The organism is Janthinobacterium sp. NFX145, assembly GCF_049810325.1.
In the GTDB taxonomy this organism is placed as follows: domain Bacteria; phylum Pseudomonadota; class Gammaproteobacteria; order Burkholderiales; family Burkholderiaceae_D; genus Janthinobacterium; species Janthinobacterium rivuli.
In genome coordinates this window covers 4,384,812-4,400,111 of the sequence record NZ_CP187360.1, presented here as the reverse complement: position 1 = coordinate 4,400,111, position 15,300 = coordinate 4,384,812, and the positions used below count along the sequence as shown (strand labels likewise).

Genomic DNA, 15,300 nt, shown 5'->3' with positions numbered 1-15,300 from the left:
CCTTGCCTGACGCTTCCGCATGTTTGATCTGAACTTTCTGCTGGCCGGCGACTACCGCGACTGGTTGCTCTCCGGCCTGCTGCTATCCCTGCAACTGCTGGCCATCACCTTGTTCTTGTCTCTGCCGCTGGCGTGCGGCGTGGCCATGCTGCGCATGGCGCCGTCGCGTCTGCTCAATGGGCTGGGCGCCGCGTATGTCGAGCTGATCCGTAACGTGCCCTTGCTGGCGCACTTCCTGTTCTGGTATTTCGGTGCGCCCGAATTGCTGCCCGACACGTGGAAGGAGCGCTTGTATGCCGGCAATATCGAAGCCGTCAGCGCCATCACGGCCCTGACCTTATATACGGCCGCCTACATGGCGGAAGACATCCGCAGCGGCATCCGCGCCATTCCTGCCCAACAATTCGAGGCGGGCCGGGCGCTGGGTTTCAGCTTTCTCGCCACCATGCGCCTGTGCATCGTGCCGCAGGCGCTGCGGCTGGCCGCGCCGCCGCTGCTGTCGCAAACCCTGAACCTGTGGCAAAACACCAGCATCGCCACCGTCATCGGCGTGGCCGAGCTGATGTACCAGACGCAGCGCGTGGAAGCGGCCTCGTTCCGCAGCGTTGATGCGTTTGTCTTCGCCAGCGCGGCGTATCTGGCCGTGTCGCTGGTGATCGCGGGCCTGGCGGCCTGGCTGCAAAAGAAGGTGTCCTGATGCTGGAACTGCTCCATGACTACTGGCTGTATTTCCTCGTCGGCCGCTATCCCGAGGGACCTTTGGGCGGCCTGGCGCTGACGGTGCTGCTGGCCAGCCTGGCGCTGGTGCTCAGCCTGCCCGTTGGCTTGCTGTTGGGGCTGGCGCGCCTGAGTCCCTGGCGGCTGCTGCGCTGGCCCGTCGCCGCGCTGATCCACGTGGTGCGGGGTATTCCTTTGCTGCTCGTTATCTTCTGGGCCTACTTTTTCCTGCCCAGCATCACGGGACATGAAAGCGGGCAATTCGGCACCATGCTGGCGGCTCTCGTCATCTTCGACGGCATTTATCTGGCGGAAATCGTGCGCGCCGGCGTGCAAGCCGTGCCGGCAGGACAAGTGGAGGCGGCCCGTTCGCTGGGCTTGAGCTATCTGGACAGCATGCGCCAGGTCGTGCTGCCGCAGGCGCTGCGCCACATGCTGCCCTCGCTGGTCAACCAGTTCGTCTCGACCATCAAGGAAACCTCGCTGGGCACCATCATCGGCCTGGCCGAAGTGTCGTTCATCGCTACACAAGTCAATGGCCTGGTGCTGACGAAACCCGTGCAAGTGTATTTTTTGCTGGGCATGACGTACTTTGTTTTATGTTTCAGCCTGTCGCGCGCCGCCTTCTGGCTCGAGCGGCGCCAGGCGCGTCTTTTGAAAGCGGCAGCATGATCACCTTTGACAACGTCAACAAATACTATGGCGACTATCACGCCTTGCGCGGCATCAATGAACACGTGGCCAAGGGCGAGGTGCTGGTCGTGTGCGGGCCGTCCGGTTCCGGCAAGTCGACCCTGATCCGCACCATCAACCGCCTGGAGGCGATCGCTTCGGGCCGCATCACGGTGGCCGGCCAGGACATCCACGCGCCGGGGCTGGACGTGAATGCCTTCCGCTCGCACATCGGTTTTGTGTTCCAGCAATTCAACCTGTTTCCGCATTTGTCCGTGCTGGACAATTGCGCGCTGGCGCCGCAGCGCTTGCGCGGCCTGACCCGGCGCGAGGCGGAAGAGCGGGCGCTGGCGCTGCTGGACCGGGTGGGGCTGGCGCACAAGGCGCATGCCATGCCGGCGGCCCTGTCGGGCGGCCAGCAGCAGCGCGTGGCGATTGCCCGCGCGCTGGCCATGCAACCGCCGCTGATGCTGTTCGACGAGCCGACCAGCGCGCTGGATCCGGAAATGGTGGGCGAGGTGCTGCAAGTGATGCGCGACCTGGCGCAGGGCGGCATGACGATGGTGTGCGTGACGCATGAAATGGGCTTTGCGCGCGAAGTGGCGGACCGCGTCTGGTTCATGGACCACGGGCAAGTGCTGGAACGGGCCACGCCCGAGGATTTCTTTACGCGGCCGCAACATGCGCGCGCACAACAATTCCTGTCCGATATCCGCAGCCCGTTCGGCGTGAGCACATGAGTGAGTGGCTGTGTGCGTAAACGAACGGTATTTCACGGCCGGTGAGCGCACGCTAGAGGAGTGGCGCATGGTGCGCCAGCAGCCGATCAGGAGGGCCGTATCATGTCACGCATCATCGCAGGTCATTTTCAGTTGCAGGAACAGATCGACGCCGCGCGCGCGGCCCTGAACCAGGCGGGCTTTCCCGACAGCCGCATCAGCGCCTTCTTTGTCAACCAGCCGGGGCAGCACGACTTGCATGCGCTCGGCGGCGACCGCGACATGTCGCCGGGAGCGAAAGAGACGCCGGAAGGCGTGGTCGAGGGCGTGGCTGTCGGGGCCGCCGTCGGCGCGGGCATCGGTGCGGCCACGACCCTGGCGACGGGGCCGCTGGGCCCGGTGGTGGGGGCGCTCGTGGGCGCCCACGTGGGCTCGCTTTACAGTTTCAACAAGATGAAGGATGCAGGCGAGGCCGAAGCAAATAGGGACCGGGATGGCGAAAACCGCCGCCAGCCACGCCATCCCGGCATGCTGATCGCCGTGGCGCTAGGCGGCCCCGACGAGCGCGAACGGGCGCTCGAGGCGTTGCACCGGCTGGGCGCCGAGCATATCGAGGAAGCGGAAGGCACGATCGCCAATGGCGACTGGCATGATTTCGACCCGCTCAGCATTCCCGTGCTGGTGGCGTGAATTCATAAATTCCGAGCTGCATGAAATTTAGGTATGATCCTTGTTAGTATTAGTAATTATTGGTAAATAATGCCGACAGGGATAGTTTCCGCGCGCCCATAGTGACACTGGACCAAGGTGACTGCCCGTAGTACTTGCCTCGCATGCTAACGAGTATGGATAGGAGGGCGCGTCATGACACAGGCATGGTTCATTCTGACACGGGCCGATGGGCGCGACATCTGCGCGCCCTCGCCGGCACAGCTGGCCGATGCGCTGGCCGAGGTCTACCGCGGCGGCGGCGCCACGCCCGATGGCAGCCCGGCCGCCGTCCTGTTGCGTTTCGGCTACGACGACGGCTTGATGTATCAGGTCGAGGTCGCTAGCGGAGGCGAAGTCACTTTCGAGGAGTGGTCGGACCGCGATTGTGAAATCGCCCTGGCCACGCCGCGCCACATGTCGGCCCTGCCGCAGGACGACGCGCTGCAGCTATGGCAGTGGCTGGCGCAGCGCCAGGTGGCGAAGATCCGCAGCCAGCCCTGGCAGGGCGGCTAACCCTGCCGTTTTTCCAAAGGTCTAGTGCGCCATCAGCACGGGGATCGTCATGCTTTGCAGAATCGTGCGCGTGACGCCGCCGAGGATGGTTTCGCGCAGGCGCGAATGGCCATACGCTCCCATCACCAGCAAATCGGCCGACAGGTCGGCCGCCTGCGACAGCAGCGCTTCGCCGATGTCGCCGCGCCGCACGCCACCGCCATCGAGCAAATGCAGCCGCGCTTCCACGCCGTGGCGCGCCAGGTACTGCGTCAGTTCGGCGCCCGGTTGTTCGCCGTGCTCGGCGGCATGCACCTGGGCGTCGAAGATGGCCACGTGGACTTGCCCGGCGCGCTGCAGCAGGGGCAGGGCGGCGCTCACGGCGCGGCTTGCTTCCTTGCTGGCGTTCCAGGAAATGAGCACATTGCGCGCGGCTGCCGGCGGCGCCAGCAGGGGCAGCGGCGGCGCATACGGCACGATCAGCACGGGGCGGCCCGAATGCAGCAGCACATAGGCGGGGAAGTCGCGCATCACGGACGGCGATTTATCCTTGGCATTGTATTGGCTGATGACGACCAGGTCCGCATAGCGGGCCAGCAGGCTGATGCCGCCCGCCGCCTCGTCGTCGAGCACGCGCTGCTCGAACGAGGCGACGCCGGCCGCGCGCACCTGTTGCTCGAAACCGTCGAGGGCGCGCGTCGCCCGTTCCCTCAGGAAATTCAAATGCAAGCTCAGGTTCGGGTCGGCATCGAGGTCGGGCTGGTTCTGGTACAGCAGCCGCGACACGCCCGTCAGCGCCACGCCCGTCAGGTGGCCGCCGCAAGCCTGGGCGATGCTGGCGGCCGCGTCGATGCGGGCGGCGCGCCCCGCGCTGTCGTCGATGTGGAGCAATACGGTTTTATATGTCATGGCCTGTCCTCTCGCTGTGCGGTAGCGGTCATTCTGGCACAGTCCGGGGTGCCGGCCGCGCACGACTGCATCAGCCTGAGCACTTGATTTGGCGCAAGGCTGCCAATAAAAACTGCTCCTACACTTGATGCCACGCAGAACAACCATAACAAGCGGGGAGAGACAGTCATGAAGGAACAAAAGGTAGCGCTGGTCACGGGTGGCATGGGCGGCCTGGGCACGGCCTTGTGCCGCCGCCTGCATGGGGCGGGCTTTGCCGTCGTGGCGGCGCATACGCCGGGCAATGCGCGGGTGGCAAACTGGCTCGAAGAGCAGCAGGCGCAGCAGTATTATTTTCATCCGCTGTCCCTTGATGTGACGGATTTCGCCGCCTGCAGCGAGGCCGTGGCCAGCGTGCTGGCGCAGTTCGGCAGGGTTGACGTGCTGGTCAATAACGCCGGCATCACGCGCGACCAGAGCATGCGCAAGATGGAATTGCCGCATTGGGCCGAGGTCATGCGCACCAATCTCGACAGCCTGTTCAACATGAGCAAGCAGGTGCTCGAACCCATGCTGGCTAACCGCTGGGGCCGCATCATCAATATCTCGTCCGTCAACGGCCAGAAGGGCGCGTTTGGCCAGTGCAACTATGCGGCCGCGAAGGCGGGCGTGCATGGCTTCAGCAAGGCGCTGGCGCTGGAAGTGGCGCGCCACGGCATCACCGTCAACACGGTCTCGCCCGGCTACCTGCGCACGCAGATGGTGACGGCCGTGCCGGCCGATATCCTGGAAACGAAGATCCTGCCGCAGATCCCCCTGGGGCGCCTGGGCGAGCCGGACGAGGTAGCGGCCCTGGTCACTTACCTGGCATCCGACGAGGCGGCATTCGTCACGGGCGCGAATATCGCCATCAATGGCGGACAGCACATGAGTTAAGCAAGCGTGCCGCTTGCACATAGGCATTGGCAGTAGAGGAGACCCGTCCACCCAGCCGGCGCACAGATGCTGGCGCAGGACGGCAGGCAATGGCAGTCACGCTGGAAAACACGGGGCAGGGCAGCGATGCCTTGCCCTTTGTTGTTGCGCCGCCGTTATGCTCTCCTCACGGCACCGGGCGCCGGGCTTTTTCCAGCCGCGTCTGGCAATCGATGCACAGCCGTGCTTCGGGACGCGCGTTCAGGCGCGACAGGCCGATGGCTTCGCCGCAGTTGTCGCACAGGCCATAGCTGCCATCGGTAAACCTGGCCAGCGCATGCTTGATGATGGCCAGCTGGGCCAGGTTGTGCTCGGCCGCTTCGCTGACGAGGGCGTTCAAGGTGCGCACGCTGGCGTTGTCGGCCGGCGAGGCTTCGACTTCATTGAGCAGCGAGGCGCGCGCATCCGCTTCGGCCGCTTCGTTCCCGATCTGTTCCAGCAACGCCAGCTTGCGTTGCTCCAGCACGCCCTGCAGGCGTTGCAGCTGGTCTTGCGGCAATCCATTCATGGTTGTCACCCGGTAGAGGTTACTTCCATCATGGTAGTCCAAGATTGGCTGCTCTGCTTGCGCTACCACCCGCGCCGCGTTTGACGCGGCGCAGGCGGGCAGGGGCCATTCTATGCTGGTTCTTTGAGGCAGTTGACCATCCAGGCGACGCCGAACTGGTCTTTCAGCATGCCGAAGCGCTTGGCCCAGAACGTTTCCTCCAGGGGCATCTGGATGTTGCCGTCACGCGCCAGCGCGTCGAAGACCCGTTCCGCCTCTTCCGGCGTATCGACGGTCAGGCAGATCGAGCTGCCGTGCATGCCCTTGGCGCCATCTTCGCCGCAGCCGCCGTCCGAGCCCATCAGCATGGTCGGTCCCAGCTGCACCGAGCCGTGCATGATCTTGTCATACCAGTCTTCCTTGACTTGCTCCTGCATCGGCGTGCCGCGATACGGCATCAGGCACAGGTCGGTGCCATGCAGGTGCTGGCGGTAGTATTCCAGCGCTTGCGCGCAGTTTCCATCGAATTGCAAATACGGTTCGATACGCATGTTGGTCTCCTCTGGTCGTCCCGCAGGCACGATTGCCAGGCGGGGACGTCCCAGTATAGGCGCTCGCCGGCCGATTTCAATCAGTCCGGCGCCATCTCTTGCAGCCGCTCACGCACCTTGCCCAGGGTACCCAGGATGCGTTCGGGATTGCCTGCAAGCACGGCGCTGCCCAAGTGCAACAAGCTCGTCGCCAGGCTGATCCAGTGCCGCACGTCGTCGTTGCGGGCGATGCGCAGGCGCACCGTGTCGAGCAGGCCGCTGAGCTGGCGCTGCGCCGTGTCCAGGCCGGCCACCGTGTGCCCGGCCGCATCGGCATACAGCTGGTTGGCTTGCTGGCGCAAGGCCACTTCCAGGGCGAAGACGGCTTGCGCCTGGCTGTGGCTGATGCCACTGTCTCCCTGGCTGGCGCGCCTGCGGATGGCGCGCATGACGGCGCCGTGCAGGGTGACGGCCGCCTGCGACAGGCTGTCGGCCAGTTGCTCGACGCGCATGGCGCTGCTGAGAGCCGCTTCGCGCCGTTCGCTGCGGCTTGTGCCTACCGATCCGTCCATCTTGCCTCCGTGGTGGTGAGGGCGGCGGCCAGCTGCGCGTGTTCGCGCCCCAGTGCCGCCAGTTGCCGGCGCGCCAGGGTATGGCGCAAGCCAAGCAGGCGGTATTCCTCGGTTTTGTTTTGCTGCATGTTTTTCGCCAGCACGGCCAGCAGGCGCTGCGGCGGCGTGTCCGCATACGCGATTTCCACATCGAGCAAGCCGAGCACCATGTCGCGCTCGTTATCGCCGCTCTTGTCGTACAGCGCCAGCAAGCTGTCGAGCGCGGCCAGCAGGGCTTGCAGCGGCGCATCGCCCTCGTGCAGCACTTGCGCCAGATGCGCCCGCTGGCTGGCCGCGCCGCCCAGGCGCGACAATTGCTGCAGCAGCAAGGTGTAGGCGCTCACATGGCGGTCGTCGATGCCGCTGCCGGGCCAGGCGCGGATGGCGGCGCCGGCGCCGGCCAGTTCCGGCCGCACGTCATATGCATCGGTATCGGCCAGCCGGCCCAGCGCCTGCAGGTACAGGCGCACGGCTTGCGCCAGGCGTGCCACGTCCGCCTGCGCGGCGCGGCGCTGCGCATCGAGCGGGCGTTCGCGCGCGTCTTCGGCCGGCGACAGATAAGGGCGGGCGCGCTGGTAGCTGTCGACGTGGCGCTGCGACAGTTCGCCGAAGGCGGTCAGGGCATCGGTGCCGGCGGCCAGCGCGCGCACCTGCGCCAGCTCGGGGCGCGCGGTGGCGCAGCCGCACAGCAGAATCGCCAGGCAAAGGTGCTGGCAGAGGTTCAGGCCAAGGGCGCGGCAATGGCGGGCGGGCAGGGAGGACACGTGACCTCTCGACAGGAAATACTGTATGGAAAGGTATTGTCGTGCCGGCCTGCGCCGCCCGCCTTGTGCCGGCGCAAGCGCGCTGCGATCAGGCGCCGATTGTGCCCGCTGTGCCTATCAATTGCTCGCGCCAGCCCAGTCCGGCAACGGTGTCGCTGGCGGGACGGTATTCGCAGCCGACCCAGCCTGCGTAGCCGACCTGGTCGAGCAGCTTGAACAGATGGCGGTAGTTGATCTCGCCCGTGCCCGGTTCATGGCGGCCCGGCGTGTCGGCGATCTGGATGTGGCGGATCAGGGGCAGCAGGGCGCGGATGGTGTTGCTCAGTTCGCCCTCCATGCGCTGCATGTGATAAATGTCGTATTGCAGGAAGATATTGTTGCGCTGGCAGTCGGCGATGATGTCGGCCGCCTGCTGGCTATGGTTCAGAAAGTAACCGGGCATGTCGTAGCGGTTGATCGGCTCGATCAGCACGTTGATGCCATGCGGACGGCAGGCGTCGGCCGCAAATTGCAGGTTGCCGATCAGGCTTTGCCGCGCCCGCTCCAGGCTCATGCCGGGCGGCACGATGCCGGACATGCAGTGCAGCTGTTTCGCCCCGAGCGCCAGCGCGTAATTGAGCGCCAGTTGCACGTTGTTGCGGAATTCCTCGCCCCGGCGCGGATCGCAGGAAATGCCCCGCTCGCCGTGTTCCCAGTCGCCGGGCGGGAAGTTGAAGACGGCCAGCTGCAGATGGTGGCGTTCCAGCCGCATGGCGATCTGCCGCGCCTCGACGGCATAGGGAAACAGAAATTCGACGGCATCGAAACCCGCTTCCCTGGCGGCGGCAAAGCGGTCGAGGAAGGGCAGTTCGGTAAACATCATGCTGAGATTGGCAGCGAAGTTCGGCATGGCGGCACGCAGGTCAATAGGATGGACACTATCCTAGCCCAATTCGGCAATCGGTGGCGTGCATAAAAAAACCGTTCCAGAAACAAGTCCTGGAACGGTTTTTATTGCTGCGATACGCTTACCCGTGGGTATTAGCGGCCGCGGCCGCCGGAGCGATGGTTTGCCGCCGAACGCGGCGCATTACCCGAACGGTTGCCGCCGCCACCGCCGCCCGCTGGGCCGGCGCTGCGTGGCTTGGCGCCGCTGCCGCCGGTTTTCACGCGCACCACGGCGCCGGCTGGCGCGCGGCTGTTGTTGCGGTGGCCGCCGGTGCCGCTGCGCAATTGCACAGGCTGGGCGCGGGCGTTCAGGTCGGGCTCGAAACCTTCGATGACTTCGCGCGGCAGGGTTTGCTTGATCAGCTTTTCGATGTCTTTCAACATTTCGTGCTCATCCACGCAGACCAGCGACACGGCTTCGCCCTTGGCGCCGGCACGGCCCGTGCGGCCGATACGGTGCACATAGTCTTCCGGAATGTTCGGCAAGTCATAGTTGACGACGTGCGGCAACTGGTCGATATCGATACCGCGCGCGGCGATGTCGGTGGCGACCAGCACTTGCAAGGTGCCATCCTTGAACTCGGACAGCGCGCGCGTGCGTGCCGACTGGCTCTTGTTGCCGTGGATGGCCAGGGCGCCGATGCCGTCCGCGCCCAGCTGCTCGACCAGTTTATTCGCGCCATGCTTGGTGCGTGTAAATACCAGCACTTGCGTCCAGTTGTTCGACTTGATCAGGTAGGACAGCATCGGGTGCTTCTTGTCGCGGTCGACCGGATGGATCTTTTGCTTGATCACTTCCACGGTCGAATTGCGGCGCGCCACTTCGATCATGGCTGGCTTGTTCAGCAAGCCGTCGGCCAGGGCCTTGATCTCTTCCGAGAAGGTGGCCGAGAACAGCAGGTTCTGGCGTTTTGGCGGCAGCACGGCCAGCACTTTCTTGATGTCGCGGATGAAGCCCATGTCGAGCATGCGGTCGGCTTCGTCCAGGATCAGGATTTCCACTTTCGACAGGTCAACCGTGCCCTGGCCCATGTGGTCCAGCAAGCGGCCCGGCGTGGCGACGAGGATGTCGACGCCATGCTTCAATTGCTTGATTTGCGGGTTGATGCCGACGCCGCCGAAGATCACGGTCGAGTTCAATTTGGTGTATTTGCTGTAGGCGCGCACGCTTTCCTCGACCTGCGCGGCGAGTTCGCGCGTCGGGGCCAGGATCAAGGCGCGGATCGGGCGCGTCGAGGTGTTGCTGGTGATGGACGCGCCGTTGGCGTCCGTCGACAGGCGGTGCAGCACGGGCAGGGTGAAGCCGGCCGTCTTGCCGGTACCGGTTTGTGCACCGGCCAGCAAGTCGCCGCCAGCCAGCACGGCGGGAATCGCCTGCGACTGAATCGGGGTCGGCACGGTGTAGCCGTGTTCGGTAACGGCACGTACGATAGCGTCGGACAATCCGAGGGAGGAAAAGGACATGGTAACTTTATTGTGAGATCGGCCTGTCGCCATCGTGAGGCGCCAGTCGCAGGCAATCAGATTAGGGGTCGAAAGACAGCGGCAAGGGGACTGGTCATATGTGCCGCACACGCGAAGTATAACAGCATGACAAAAACGCGCCTGTTTTGTTTCAGCTTTGCAATGCCGCAAGTAAAGAAAAGTCAGGCCAAGGCGCGCTGCCGTCCTGGAAAGCCTGAGCCATACGATAGGGAAACGGGGCAGTGGCGACATGATCACAGGCTAAGAGCGCCTAACAAAACTTCACCCATAGAAACAAACGGCCCCGAAGCTGGTCAAACCCACCTGACATCGTTTTCGGGAGCCGATCACATGGCCAAAGCACTTCTTCCTGATGGCCTGTGGGCGCTGATCCAGCCTTTACTGCCAGTACATCAGCCTTCCCCAAAGGGAGGACGCCCTCGCATTGACGACCGCGCCGCCTTGACCGGTATCCTGTTCGTCCTCAAGACAGCCTTGCCCTGGGAATATCTTCCTCGTGAATTGGGCTGTGGCAGCGGCATGAGTTGCTGGCGGCGCCTGCATGCATGGCAACAGGCTGGTGTGTGGCAACGCATCCACGAAGCCATGCTGCACCACTTGCGGGAATACGATCAGATTCAATGGGAACGCGCCAGTGTCGACTCGGCCAGCGTGCCATCCCCCCCTCGGCGGACAGCATACCGGCCCCAATCCCACCGACCGCGGCAAGCTCGGATGCAAGCACCATCTGCTCGTCGACCAACGCGGACTGCCTCTGGTAGCGAGCATATCGGGGGCTCAGGTACATGATTCCCGGATGCTGATCCCGCTGCTCGAAACTGTCCCATCCGTATCCGGGCTAGCGGGCCGGCCACGCAAACGTCCGGCCAAACTGCACGCCGACAAGGCATATGCTTCGCGTGCCCATCGGGCCTGGTTGCGCAGCCGTGGCATCGCTCCACGCATAGCCCGCTATGGCATCGAGTCGCGCGAACGCCTGGGTAAATGGCGCTGGGTGGTCGAACGCACACTCGGTTGGCTCCACCGTTTCCGCCGGTTGCGTATCCGCTACGAGCGCCGAGCCGATATCCACCAAGCATTCCTCTCGCTTGCCTGCATACTCATCTGCTGGCGATATATTCAGAGGTTTTGTTAGGCGACCTAAGGCGGCCTTTCGCCGCCATCTGGACATGGCGTGTCCGAGCGCAAGACGCGCGGTAGGCGTTTTAGCGCATGCGACAGTTGTCGCACATAGCGCTTGCGCGTGTGTGACTCTTGTCGCATAATTGCGTCAATAGTCACTGAAAGGATGCACCATGAGCACGCCCTCCGTCACCGAACTGTCGTTATTGAAAGCCTTGTGGAAAGACCACCCGCTATCCGCGCGCGAATTGCACGCCAGGGTGGAAGACGAGCTGGGATGGTCGTTTTCATCCACGCGCAAGACGCTCGAACGCATGCTGGACAAGGGCATGCTGCTGCAGCGCAGCGTGCATGGCGTGCTCGTGTATGAAGCGAACGTGGACAAGGTGGCTACCCTGGCCGCGTTCGCCCACGACTTTGGCCGGCGCGTGATGGAAATCGACAGTCCCTTGCCGGTCAGTATGTTTACGGGCAGCAAACTGGTGGACCAGCAGGAGCTGGCGGCGCTGGAGCAATTGCTGCAGGACTGGCCGCTCGAGGGAAAGGACTAAGCGATGCTGCTGTTTTCTCTCACGCTGTTGCAGGCCAGCGTCGCCTGTCTCGTGACCGGTCCGCTGCTGTGGGCATTGCTGAGCCTGGCGCAACGGCGCTGGCCCGCGCTGGCGGCGCAGCGCAGCGTGTGGCTGGTCGCGCAACTGGTGCTGGCCGCCGTGTTCGTGCTGCCGCTGCTGCCTGACACGCGGCAACTGAGCGTGGTGCCCGAACTGAGCGTGCCCGTTTCGCTGGCTGGCGCCGCGCCCGACGTGCAGCTGGCCATGGCTGGGCCAGCCGCCGGGCTGCCACCCACTGCTTCCTGGCTGGCCCTGGTGCCATCCGCCTGGGCTCTGATCTACCTGCTGGGCGTCGCTTGCGCAGCCTGGCGCTGGCAGCGTGGCCACGCCATGTTGCGCAGCTTGCTGCAACTGGCGCAGCGCCGCCGCCTGCACGGCATGGACGTGCTGGAAGTGGCGGCGCCGATCTCGCCGATGCTGGTGGGCGTGTGGCGGCCGCGTCTGCTGTTGCCGGCGCACCTGGCGCAATTTACGCCGGAACAGCAGCAGCTGGTGATCGCCCATGAGCTGACCCATGCACGCCGGCGCGACCCCGTGCTCCTGCTGCTGGCCAACATGCTGCAGGCGCTGCTGTGGTTCAATCCGGCCGCGCGCTGGCTGGCCGGCCAGCTGGCTTGGGCGCAAGAACTCGGTTGCGACCGCCAGGTACTGGCTGGCCGGCCCCCGCGCCAGCGCCAGCAATATGCGGCGGCCCTGGTCAGACAACTGGGCCTGCAGGCCCAGCCGCTGCCGGGGCTGGCCTTTGGCGGCGGCGGCATGGCCGAGCGCCTTCTGCGCATGCGTGACGGGCAGGCGCGTCCACCTGCGGCCCTGCGGGTGTTGACGGCGTTGCTGCTGTGCGCGATCGGCGCGGCCAGCCTGGCGCTGCAGCCGGCACTGGCGTGGGCCGTGGCAGCCGCGCCGGCAAGCATGCTCGCAGCGCCGGCGACGGCGCCAGCTCTCTTGCGCAATCCGCTGGACAGCATGCGCGTGACCGGCTTCTTTGGCGTCGTGCGCGAGTTGACGCCGCAAGGCCATCGCGGCATCGATCTGGGCGCCAGGCGCGGCACGCCCGTGCATGCGGCGGCCGACGGCATCGCCAGCGTCAGCGAAGATGCGCGCCTCGGCAAGGCCGTGCGCATCGACCATGGCGCTGGCGTCGCGTCGCTGTATGCCCATCTCGACCGGGTCACGCTGACGACCGGCATGGCCGTCACGGCAGGGCAGGCCATCGGCACCGTGGGCGCCACCGGTCTGGCGACGGGGCCGCATTTGCATTTCGAGGTCACCCGCGACGGGCGCTTGCAGGATCCGCGGCAGTGGCTGGCTGGCCTCGATGCCAACGCCACCGCGCGTGCCCTGCGCATGCGCAAGGAACAATTCGGCCATTAGCGTGAGCTGGCCGCAGCTCGGCTGAGCGCGGGAACGCGCCAGCCGACACCACCACAGACCTTCAGGATTTCCCATGCGATTGAGTATTGTATTGTGCAGCCTTGCGCTGCCCTTGACGGCGCACGTGCGCGCCGAAGACGTCCTGCCGTCCGTGACGGTCAATGCGGGCAAGGTGGAGCAGCGCCGCAACGACACCGTCGCCGCCATCGTCGTCGGCCACGAGGAATTGATACGCCAGGGCGACCGTGCCCTGTCCGACGCCCTGAAACGCCTGCCCGGCATTACCATCGGCGGCACGGCTTCGGGCACGGCTGGCGGGCAAATCCAGCTGCGCGGACTGGGCCAGGGTTACACCTTGATCATGCTCGACGGCGTGCCCGTGCCGCCCGGTTTTTCGCTCGACTCGCTGGACCCGGAACTGGTCGAGCGCGTGGAAATCATGCGTGCCGCCACGGCGCAATTTTCCGCCCAGGCGATCGCCGGTTCCATCAATATCGTGCTGAAAAAATCGGGCAAGCGGCGCGAACGCACCTTCAAGCTTGGGGCGTCCGGCAGCCACGGCATGCCCGCCGGCAGCGCCACCGTGCAGTGGGCGGACAAGGACGGCCGCCTGTCGTATGCGCTGGCCTGCACGCTCGCGCACACGGGGCGCCGGGGCTTGCTCGACGAATGGAACCGCGCATTTGATGGCGAAGGCAGGCCCACGGTGGTGCGCCATATGCCGCTGACCGAGCGCGTGACCAGTGATACGTTCGAGCTGGCGCCCCGTTTGCAATGGGCGCTGGCGGGCGAAGACAGCCTGGCCTGGCAAAGCCTGGTCAGCCTGCGCCGCCTGGCCAGCCGCCGCCAGGTCGTGGAAACGGCTTACCTGGGCGGCCATACCGACTATCCGGACAACGACGCCGCGTTCACTCAGGACAGCAGTACCGTGCGCAGCGATCTGCACTGGCTGCGCAAGTTCGGAGCAGGGGATAGCCTCGACATGAAACTGGGCCTCGATGCCAATCACCGTGGCAGCGACTATCTGTTCCAGGGCGTCAGCGCCACACCTGGGCCGGCGAATGTGCGCCGGGTCGATGCGGGCCTCGATGATGTGGGCGTGCAGACCAGCGGCACCTATCGCCGGGCTTTGGGCCAGGGACATGCGCTGGCGGCGGGCTGGGATGCGGGCAGCCGGCGGCGCACGGAGTTCCGCCGCGAACGCCAGTTGTCGCCGGGCGGGCCACCCGTGCTGCCGGACGAAGACTATGCGGTCACGGTGCGGCGCCTGGCCCTGTTCGCGCAGGATGAATGGGATATCTCCGCGCGTTGGTCGCTGTATCTGGGGCTGCGCTGGGAAGCCTTGCGCACGGCCAGCGCCAATGGTGGCGCGCAGCGCCGCGTCGACGTGCGCGCGCAGGTATGGAGCCCCGTGCTGCAAAGCCTGTGGAAGCTGGCCGGCAAGGATCAGGTGCGCCTGGCCGTCACCCGCACCTACAAGGCGCCGCAGATTTTCCAGCTGATTCCGCGCCCCTACCTCAACGACAACGGCAATAGTCCCGTGAACCCCGACAACCAGGGCAACCCGGCGCTGCGCCCGGAACTGGCGTGGGGTCTGGATGCGGCCTATGAATACTATCTTGGGCAAGGCGCCATGCTGGGCGCCAGCGCCTCGCTGCGGCGCATCGACGACGTAATGTTGGACCGGCTGTATCAGGACCAGGGGCGCTGGGTGTCCACACCCGTCAATCAGGGCAGGGCGCAGGTGCGCGGCATCGAACTGGAAGCGAAGCTGCCGCTGTCGGCGCTGTGGGCGGGCGCCCCCGCGCTGGATCTGCGGGCAAACGTGGCGCGCAACTGGTCGACGCTGGACGCCGTCGCCGGCCCGGACAACCGCCTCGATGGCCAGCTGCCGTGGAGCGCCAACCTGGGCGCCGATTACCGGCTGGCCGGCCAGCCCTTGACCCTGGGCGGCAATCTGCATTACCAGGGCGGCGGACGGACGCGCGAGTCAAGCCAGCTGCTGGCCTGGCAGGGCACCCGGCGCGAACTGGATCTGTACGCGTTGTGGACCTTCAGCGACCAGCTGCGCCTGCGCGTCTCGGGCGCCAATCTGCTGCGCCAGCCTGAGCGCACGCGCAGCCTGTATGCGGATGGCGGCGGTAGCCTGCTGCGCACGGTCGATACGGGCAGCTACCGCACCCTGCGCGTCATGCTCGAAGGCTCCTTGTAGGTTTTA

At 65.4% G+C, this 15,300-nt stretch carries 17 protein-coding genes; 10 read left to right on the top strand and 7 right to left on the bottom strand.

Going from position 1 to position 15,300, the window contains the following annotated elements; all coding sequences use genetic code 11:
- Nucleotides 1-19 precede the first annotated feature (19 nt).
- The 5 genes from ACPJXG_RS19660 (at nt 20) to ACPJXG_RS19640 (ending at nt 3,332) form a co-directional block, all read left to right on the top strand.
- Nucleotides 20-697, top strand: coding sequence for an amino acid ABC transporter permease (locus tag ACPJXG_RS19660; protein WP_425252073.1), 678 nt, complete (start codon nt 20-22; stop codon nt 695-697).
- Complete coding sequence (locus ACPJXG_RS19655; protein WP_035826327.1) at nt 697-1,389, top strand: amino acid ABC transporter permease; 693 nt, start codon at nt 697-699, stop codon at nt 1,387-1,389. The genes ACPJXG_RS19660 and ACPJXG_RS19655 overlap by 1 nt, the downstream gene beginning before the upstream one ends.
- Complete coding sequence (locus tag ACPJXG_RS19650; RefSeq protein ID WP_425252072.1) at nt 1,386-2,129, top strand: amino acid ABC transporter ATP-binding protein; 744 nt, start codon at nt 1,386-1,388, stop codon at nt 2,127-2,129. Before ACPJXG_RS19655 ends, ACPJXG_RS19650 begins: the two co-directional genes overlap by 4 nt.
- Nucleotides 2,130-2,231: 102 nt before the next feature.
- A complete protein-coding gene (locus ACPJXG_RS19645; RefSeq protein ID WP_425252071.1) occupies nt 2,232-2,798 on the top strand; it encodes a glycine zipper domain-containing protein in 567 nt (188 codons plus the stop codon).
- Between the two features lie 174 nt (nt 2,799-2,972).
- Complete coding sequence (locus tag ACPJXG_RS19640) at nt 2,973-3,332, top strand: hypothetical protein (RefSeq protein WP_035826334.1); 360 nt, start codon at nt 2,973-2,975, stop codon at nt 3,330-3,332.
- A gap of 21 nt (nt 3,333-3,353) precedes the next feature.
- On the opposite strand, the gene ACPJXG_RS19635 is transcribed toward ACPJXG_RS19640, so the two are convergent.
- Nucleotides 3,354-4,220: a universal stress protein gene (locus ACPJXG_RS19635; protein WP_035826335.1), complete on the bottom strand. Its 867-nt coding sequence runs from the start codon at nt 4,218-4,220 to the stop codon at nt 3,354-3,356.
- A 168-nt stretch (nt 4,221-4,388) separates the two neighbouring features.
- Between ACPJXG_RS19635 and phbB the strand changes: the two genes are divergently transcribed.
- Nucleotides 4,389-5,135, top strand: coding sequence for an acetoacetyl-CoA reductase (phbB, locus tag ACPJXG_RS19630; RefSeq protein WP_425252070.1), 747 nt, complete (start codon nt 4,389-4,391; stop codon nt 5,133-5,135).
- A gap of 166 nt (nt 5,136-5,301) precedes the next feature.
- Here phbB and ACPJXG_RS19625 read toward each other — a convergent pair whose 3' ends face one another.
- From ACPJXG_RS19625 to ACPJXG_RS19600, 6 genes are all read right to left on the bottom strand, one after another.
- A complete protein-coding gene (locus ACPJXG_RS19625; protein WP_425252069.1) occupies nt 5,302-5,682 on the bottom strand; it encodes a TraR/DksA family transcriptional regulator in 381 nt (126 codons plus the stop codon).
- 110 nt (nt 5,683-5,792) lie between these two features.
- Entirely contained in the window at nt 5,793-6,212 is a 420-nt protein-coding gene (locus tag ACPJXG_RS19620) for a VOC family protein (protein WP_425252068.1), read from the bottom strand.
- An 80-nt stretch (nt 6,213-6,292) separates the two neighbouring features.
- A complete protein-coding gene (locus tag ACPJXG_RS19615; protein WP_425252067.1) occupies nt 6,293-6,763 on the bottom strand; it encodes a hypothetical protein in 471 nt (156 codons plus the stop codon).
- On the bottom strand, nt 6,748-7,566 hold the full coding sequence (locus tag ACPJXG_RS19610; RefSeq protein WP_425252066.1) for a hypothetical protein: 819 nt from the start codon (nt 7,564-7,566) through the stop codon (nt 6,748-6,750). Before ACPJXG_RS19610 ends, ACPJXG_RS19615 begins: the two co-directional genes overlap by 16 nt.
- A gap of 88 nt (nt 7,567-7,654) precedes the next feature.
- The gene (gene otnI, locus ACPJXG_RS19605) at nt 7,655-8,455 is read right to left on the bottom strand and encodes a 2-oxo-tetronate isomerase (RefSeq protein WP_425252065.1); all 801 of its coding nucleotides are present in this window, start codon (nt 8,453-8,455) and stop codon (nt 7,655-7,657) included.
- 131 nt (nt 8,456-8,586) lie between these two features.
- A complete protein-coding gene (locus ACPJXG_RS19600; protein WP_035826342.1) occupies nt 8,587-9,957 on the bottom strand; it encodes a DEAD/DEAH box helicase in 1,371 nt (456 codons plus the stop codon).
- Between the two features lie 351 nt (nt 9,958-10,308).
- Between ACPJXG_RS19600 and ACPJXG_RS19595 the strand changes: the two genes are divergently transcribed.
- The 4 genes from ACPJXG_RS19595 (at nt 10,309) to ACPJXG_RS19580 (ending at nt 15,294) form a co-directional block, all read left to right on the top strand.
- Nucleotides 10,309-11,113, top strand: a protein-coding gene (locus tag ACPJXG_RS19595) for an IS5 family transposase (protein WP_425252064.1) whose coding sequence is annotated in 2 segments (ribosomal slippage) — nt 10,309-10,644 and nt 10,646-11,113 — 804 coding nt in all. Because the reading frame shifts where the segments join, the coding sequence is not laid out codon by codon here.
- 160 nt (nt 11,114-11,273) lie between these two features.
- Nucleotides 11,274-11,651 carry a BlaI/MecI/CopY family transcriptional regulator gene (locus ACPJXG_RS19590; RefSeq protein WP_035826344.1) on the top strand — a complete coding sequence of 126 codons (378 nt, stop codon included), beginning with the start codon at nt 11,274-11,276 and terminating at the stop codon, nt 11,649-11,651.
- A 3-nt stretch (nt 11,652-11,654) separates the two neighbouring features.
- Nucleotides 11,655-13,082, top strand: a complete 1,428-nt coding sequence (locus tag ACPJXG_RS19585) for a M56 family metallopeptidase (protein WP_425252063.1) — start codon at nt 11,655-11,657, stop codon at nt 13,080-13,082.
- Nucleotides 13,083-13,155: 73 nt separating this feature from the next.
- Nucleotides 13,156-15,294, top strand: coding sequence for a TonB-dependent receptor plug domain-containing protein (locus ACPJXG_RS19580; protein WP_425252062.1), 2,139 nt, complete (start codon nt 13,156-13,158; stop codon nt 15,292-15,294).
- Nucleotides 15,295-15,300 lie beyond the last annotated feature (6 nt).

Coding starts and splice junctions, on each gene's coding strand:
- ACPJXG_RS19660 (WP_425252073.1), top strand. CDS start 20: ATGTTTGATCTGAACTTTCTGCTGGCCGGCGACTACCGCGACTGGTTG.
- ACPJXG_RS19655 (WP_035826327.1), top strand. CDS start 697: ATGCTGGAACTGCTCCATGACTACTGGCTGTATTTCCTCGTCGGCCGC.
- ACPJXG_RS19650 (WP_425252072.1), top strand. CDS start 1,386: ATGATCACCTTTGACAACGTCAACAAATACTATGGCGACTATCACGCC.
- ACPJXG_RS19645 (WP_425252071.1), top strand. CDS start 2,232: ATGTCACGCATCATCGCAGGTCATTTTCAGTTGCAGGAACAGATCGAC.
- ACPJXG_RS19640 (WP_035826334.1), top strand. CDS start 2,973: ATGACACAGGCATGGTTCATTCTGACACGGGCCGATGGGCGCGACATC.
- ACPJXG_RS19635 (WP_035826335.1), bottom strand. CDS start 4,220: ATGACATATAAAACCGTATTGCTCCACATCGACGACAGCGCGGGGCGC.
- phbB (WP_425252070.1), top strand. CDS start 4,389: ATGAAGGAACAAAAGGTAGCGCTGGTCACGGGTGGCATGGGCGGCCTG.
- ACPJXG_RS19625 (WP_425252069.1), bottom strand. CDS start 5,682: ATGAATGGATTGCCGCAAGACCAGCTGCAACGCCTGCAGGGCGTGCTG.
- ACPJXG_RS19620 (WP_425252068.1), bottom strand. CDS start 6,212: ATGCGTATCGAACCGTATTTGCAATTCGATGGAAACTGCGCGCAAGCG.
- ACPJXG_RS19615 (WP_425252067.1), bottom strand. CDS start 6,763: ATGGACGGATCGGTAGGCACAAGCCGCAGCGAACGGCGCGAAGCGGCT.
- otnI (WP_425252065.1), bottom strand. CDS start 8,455: ATGCCGAACTTCGCTGCCAATCTCAGCATGATGTTTACCGAACTGCCC.
- ACPJXG_RS19600 (WP_035826342.1), bottom strand. CDS start 9,957: ATGTCCTTTTCCTCCCTCGGATTGTCCGACGCTATCGTACGTGCCGTT.
- ACPJXG_RS19590 (WP_035826344.1), top strand. CDS start 11,274: ATGAGCACGCCCTCCGTCACCGAACTGTCGTTATTGAAAGCCTTGTGG.
- ACPJXG_RS19585 (WP_425252063.1), top strand. CDS start 11,655: ATGCTGCTGTTTTCTCTCACGCTGTTGCAGGCCAGCGTCGCCTGTCTC.
- ACPJXG_RS19580 (WP_425252062.1), top strand. CDS start 13,156: ATGCGATTGAGTATTGTATTGTGCAGCCTTGCGCTGCCCTTGACGGCG.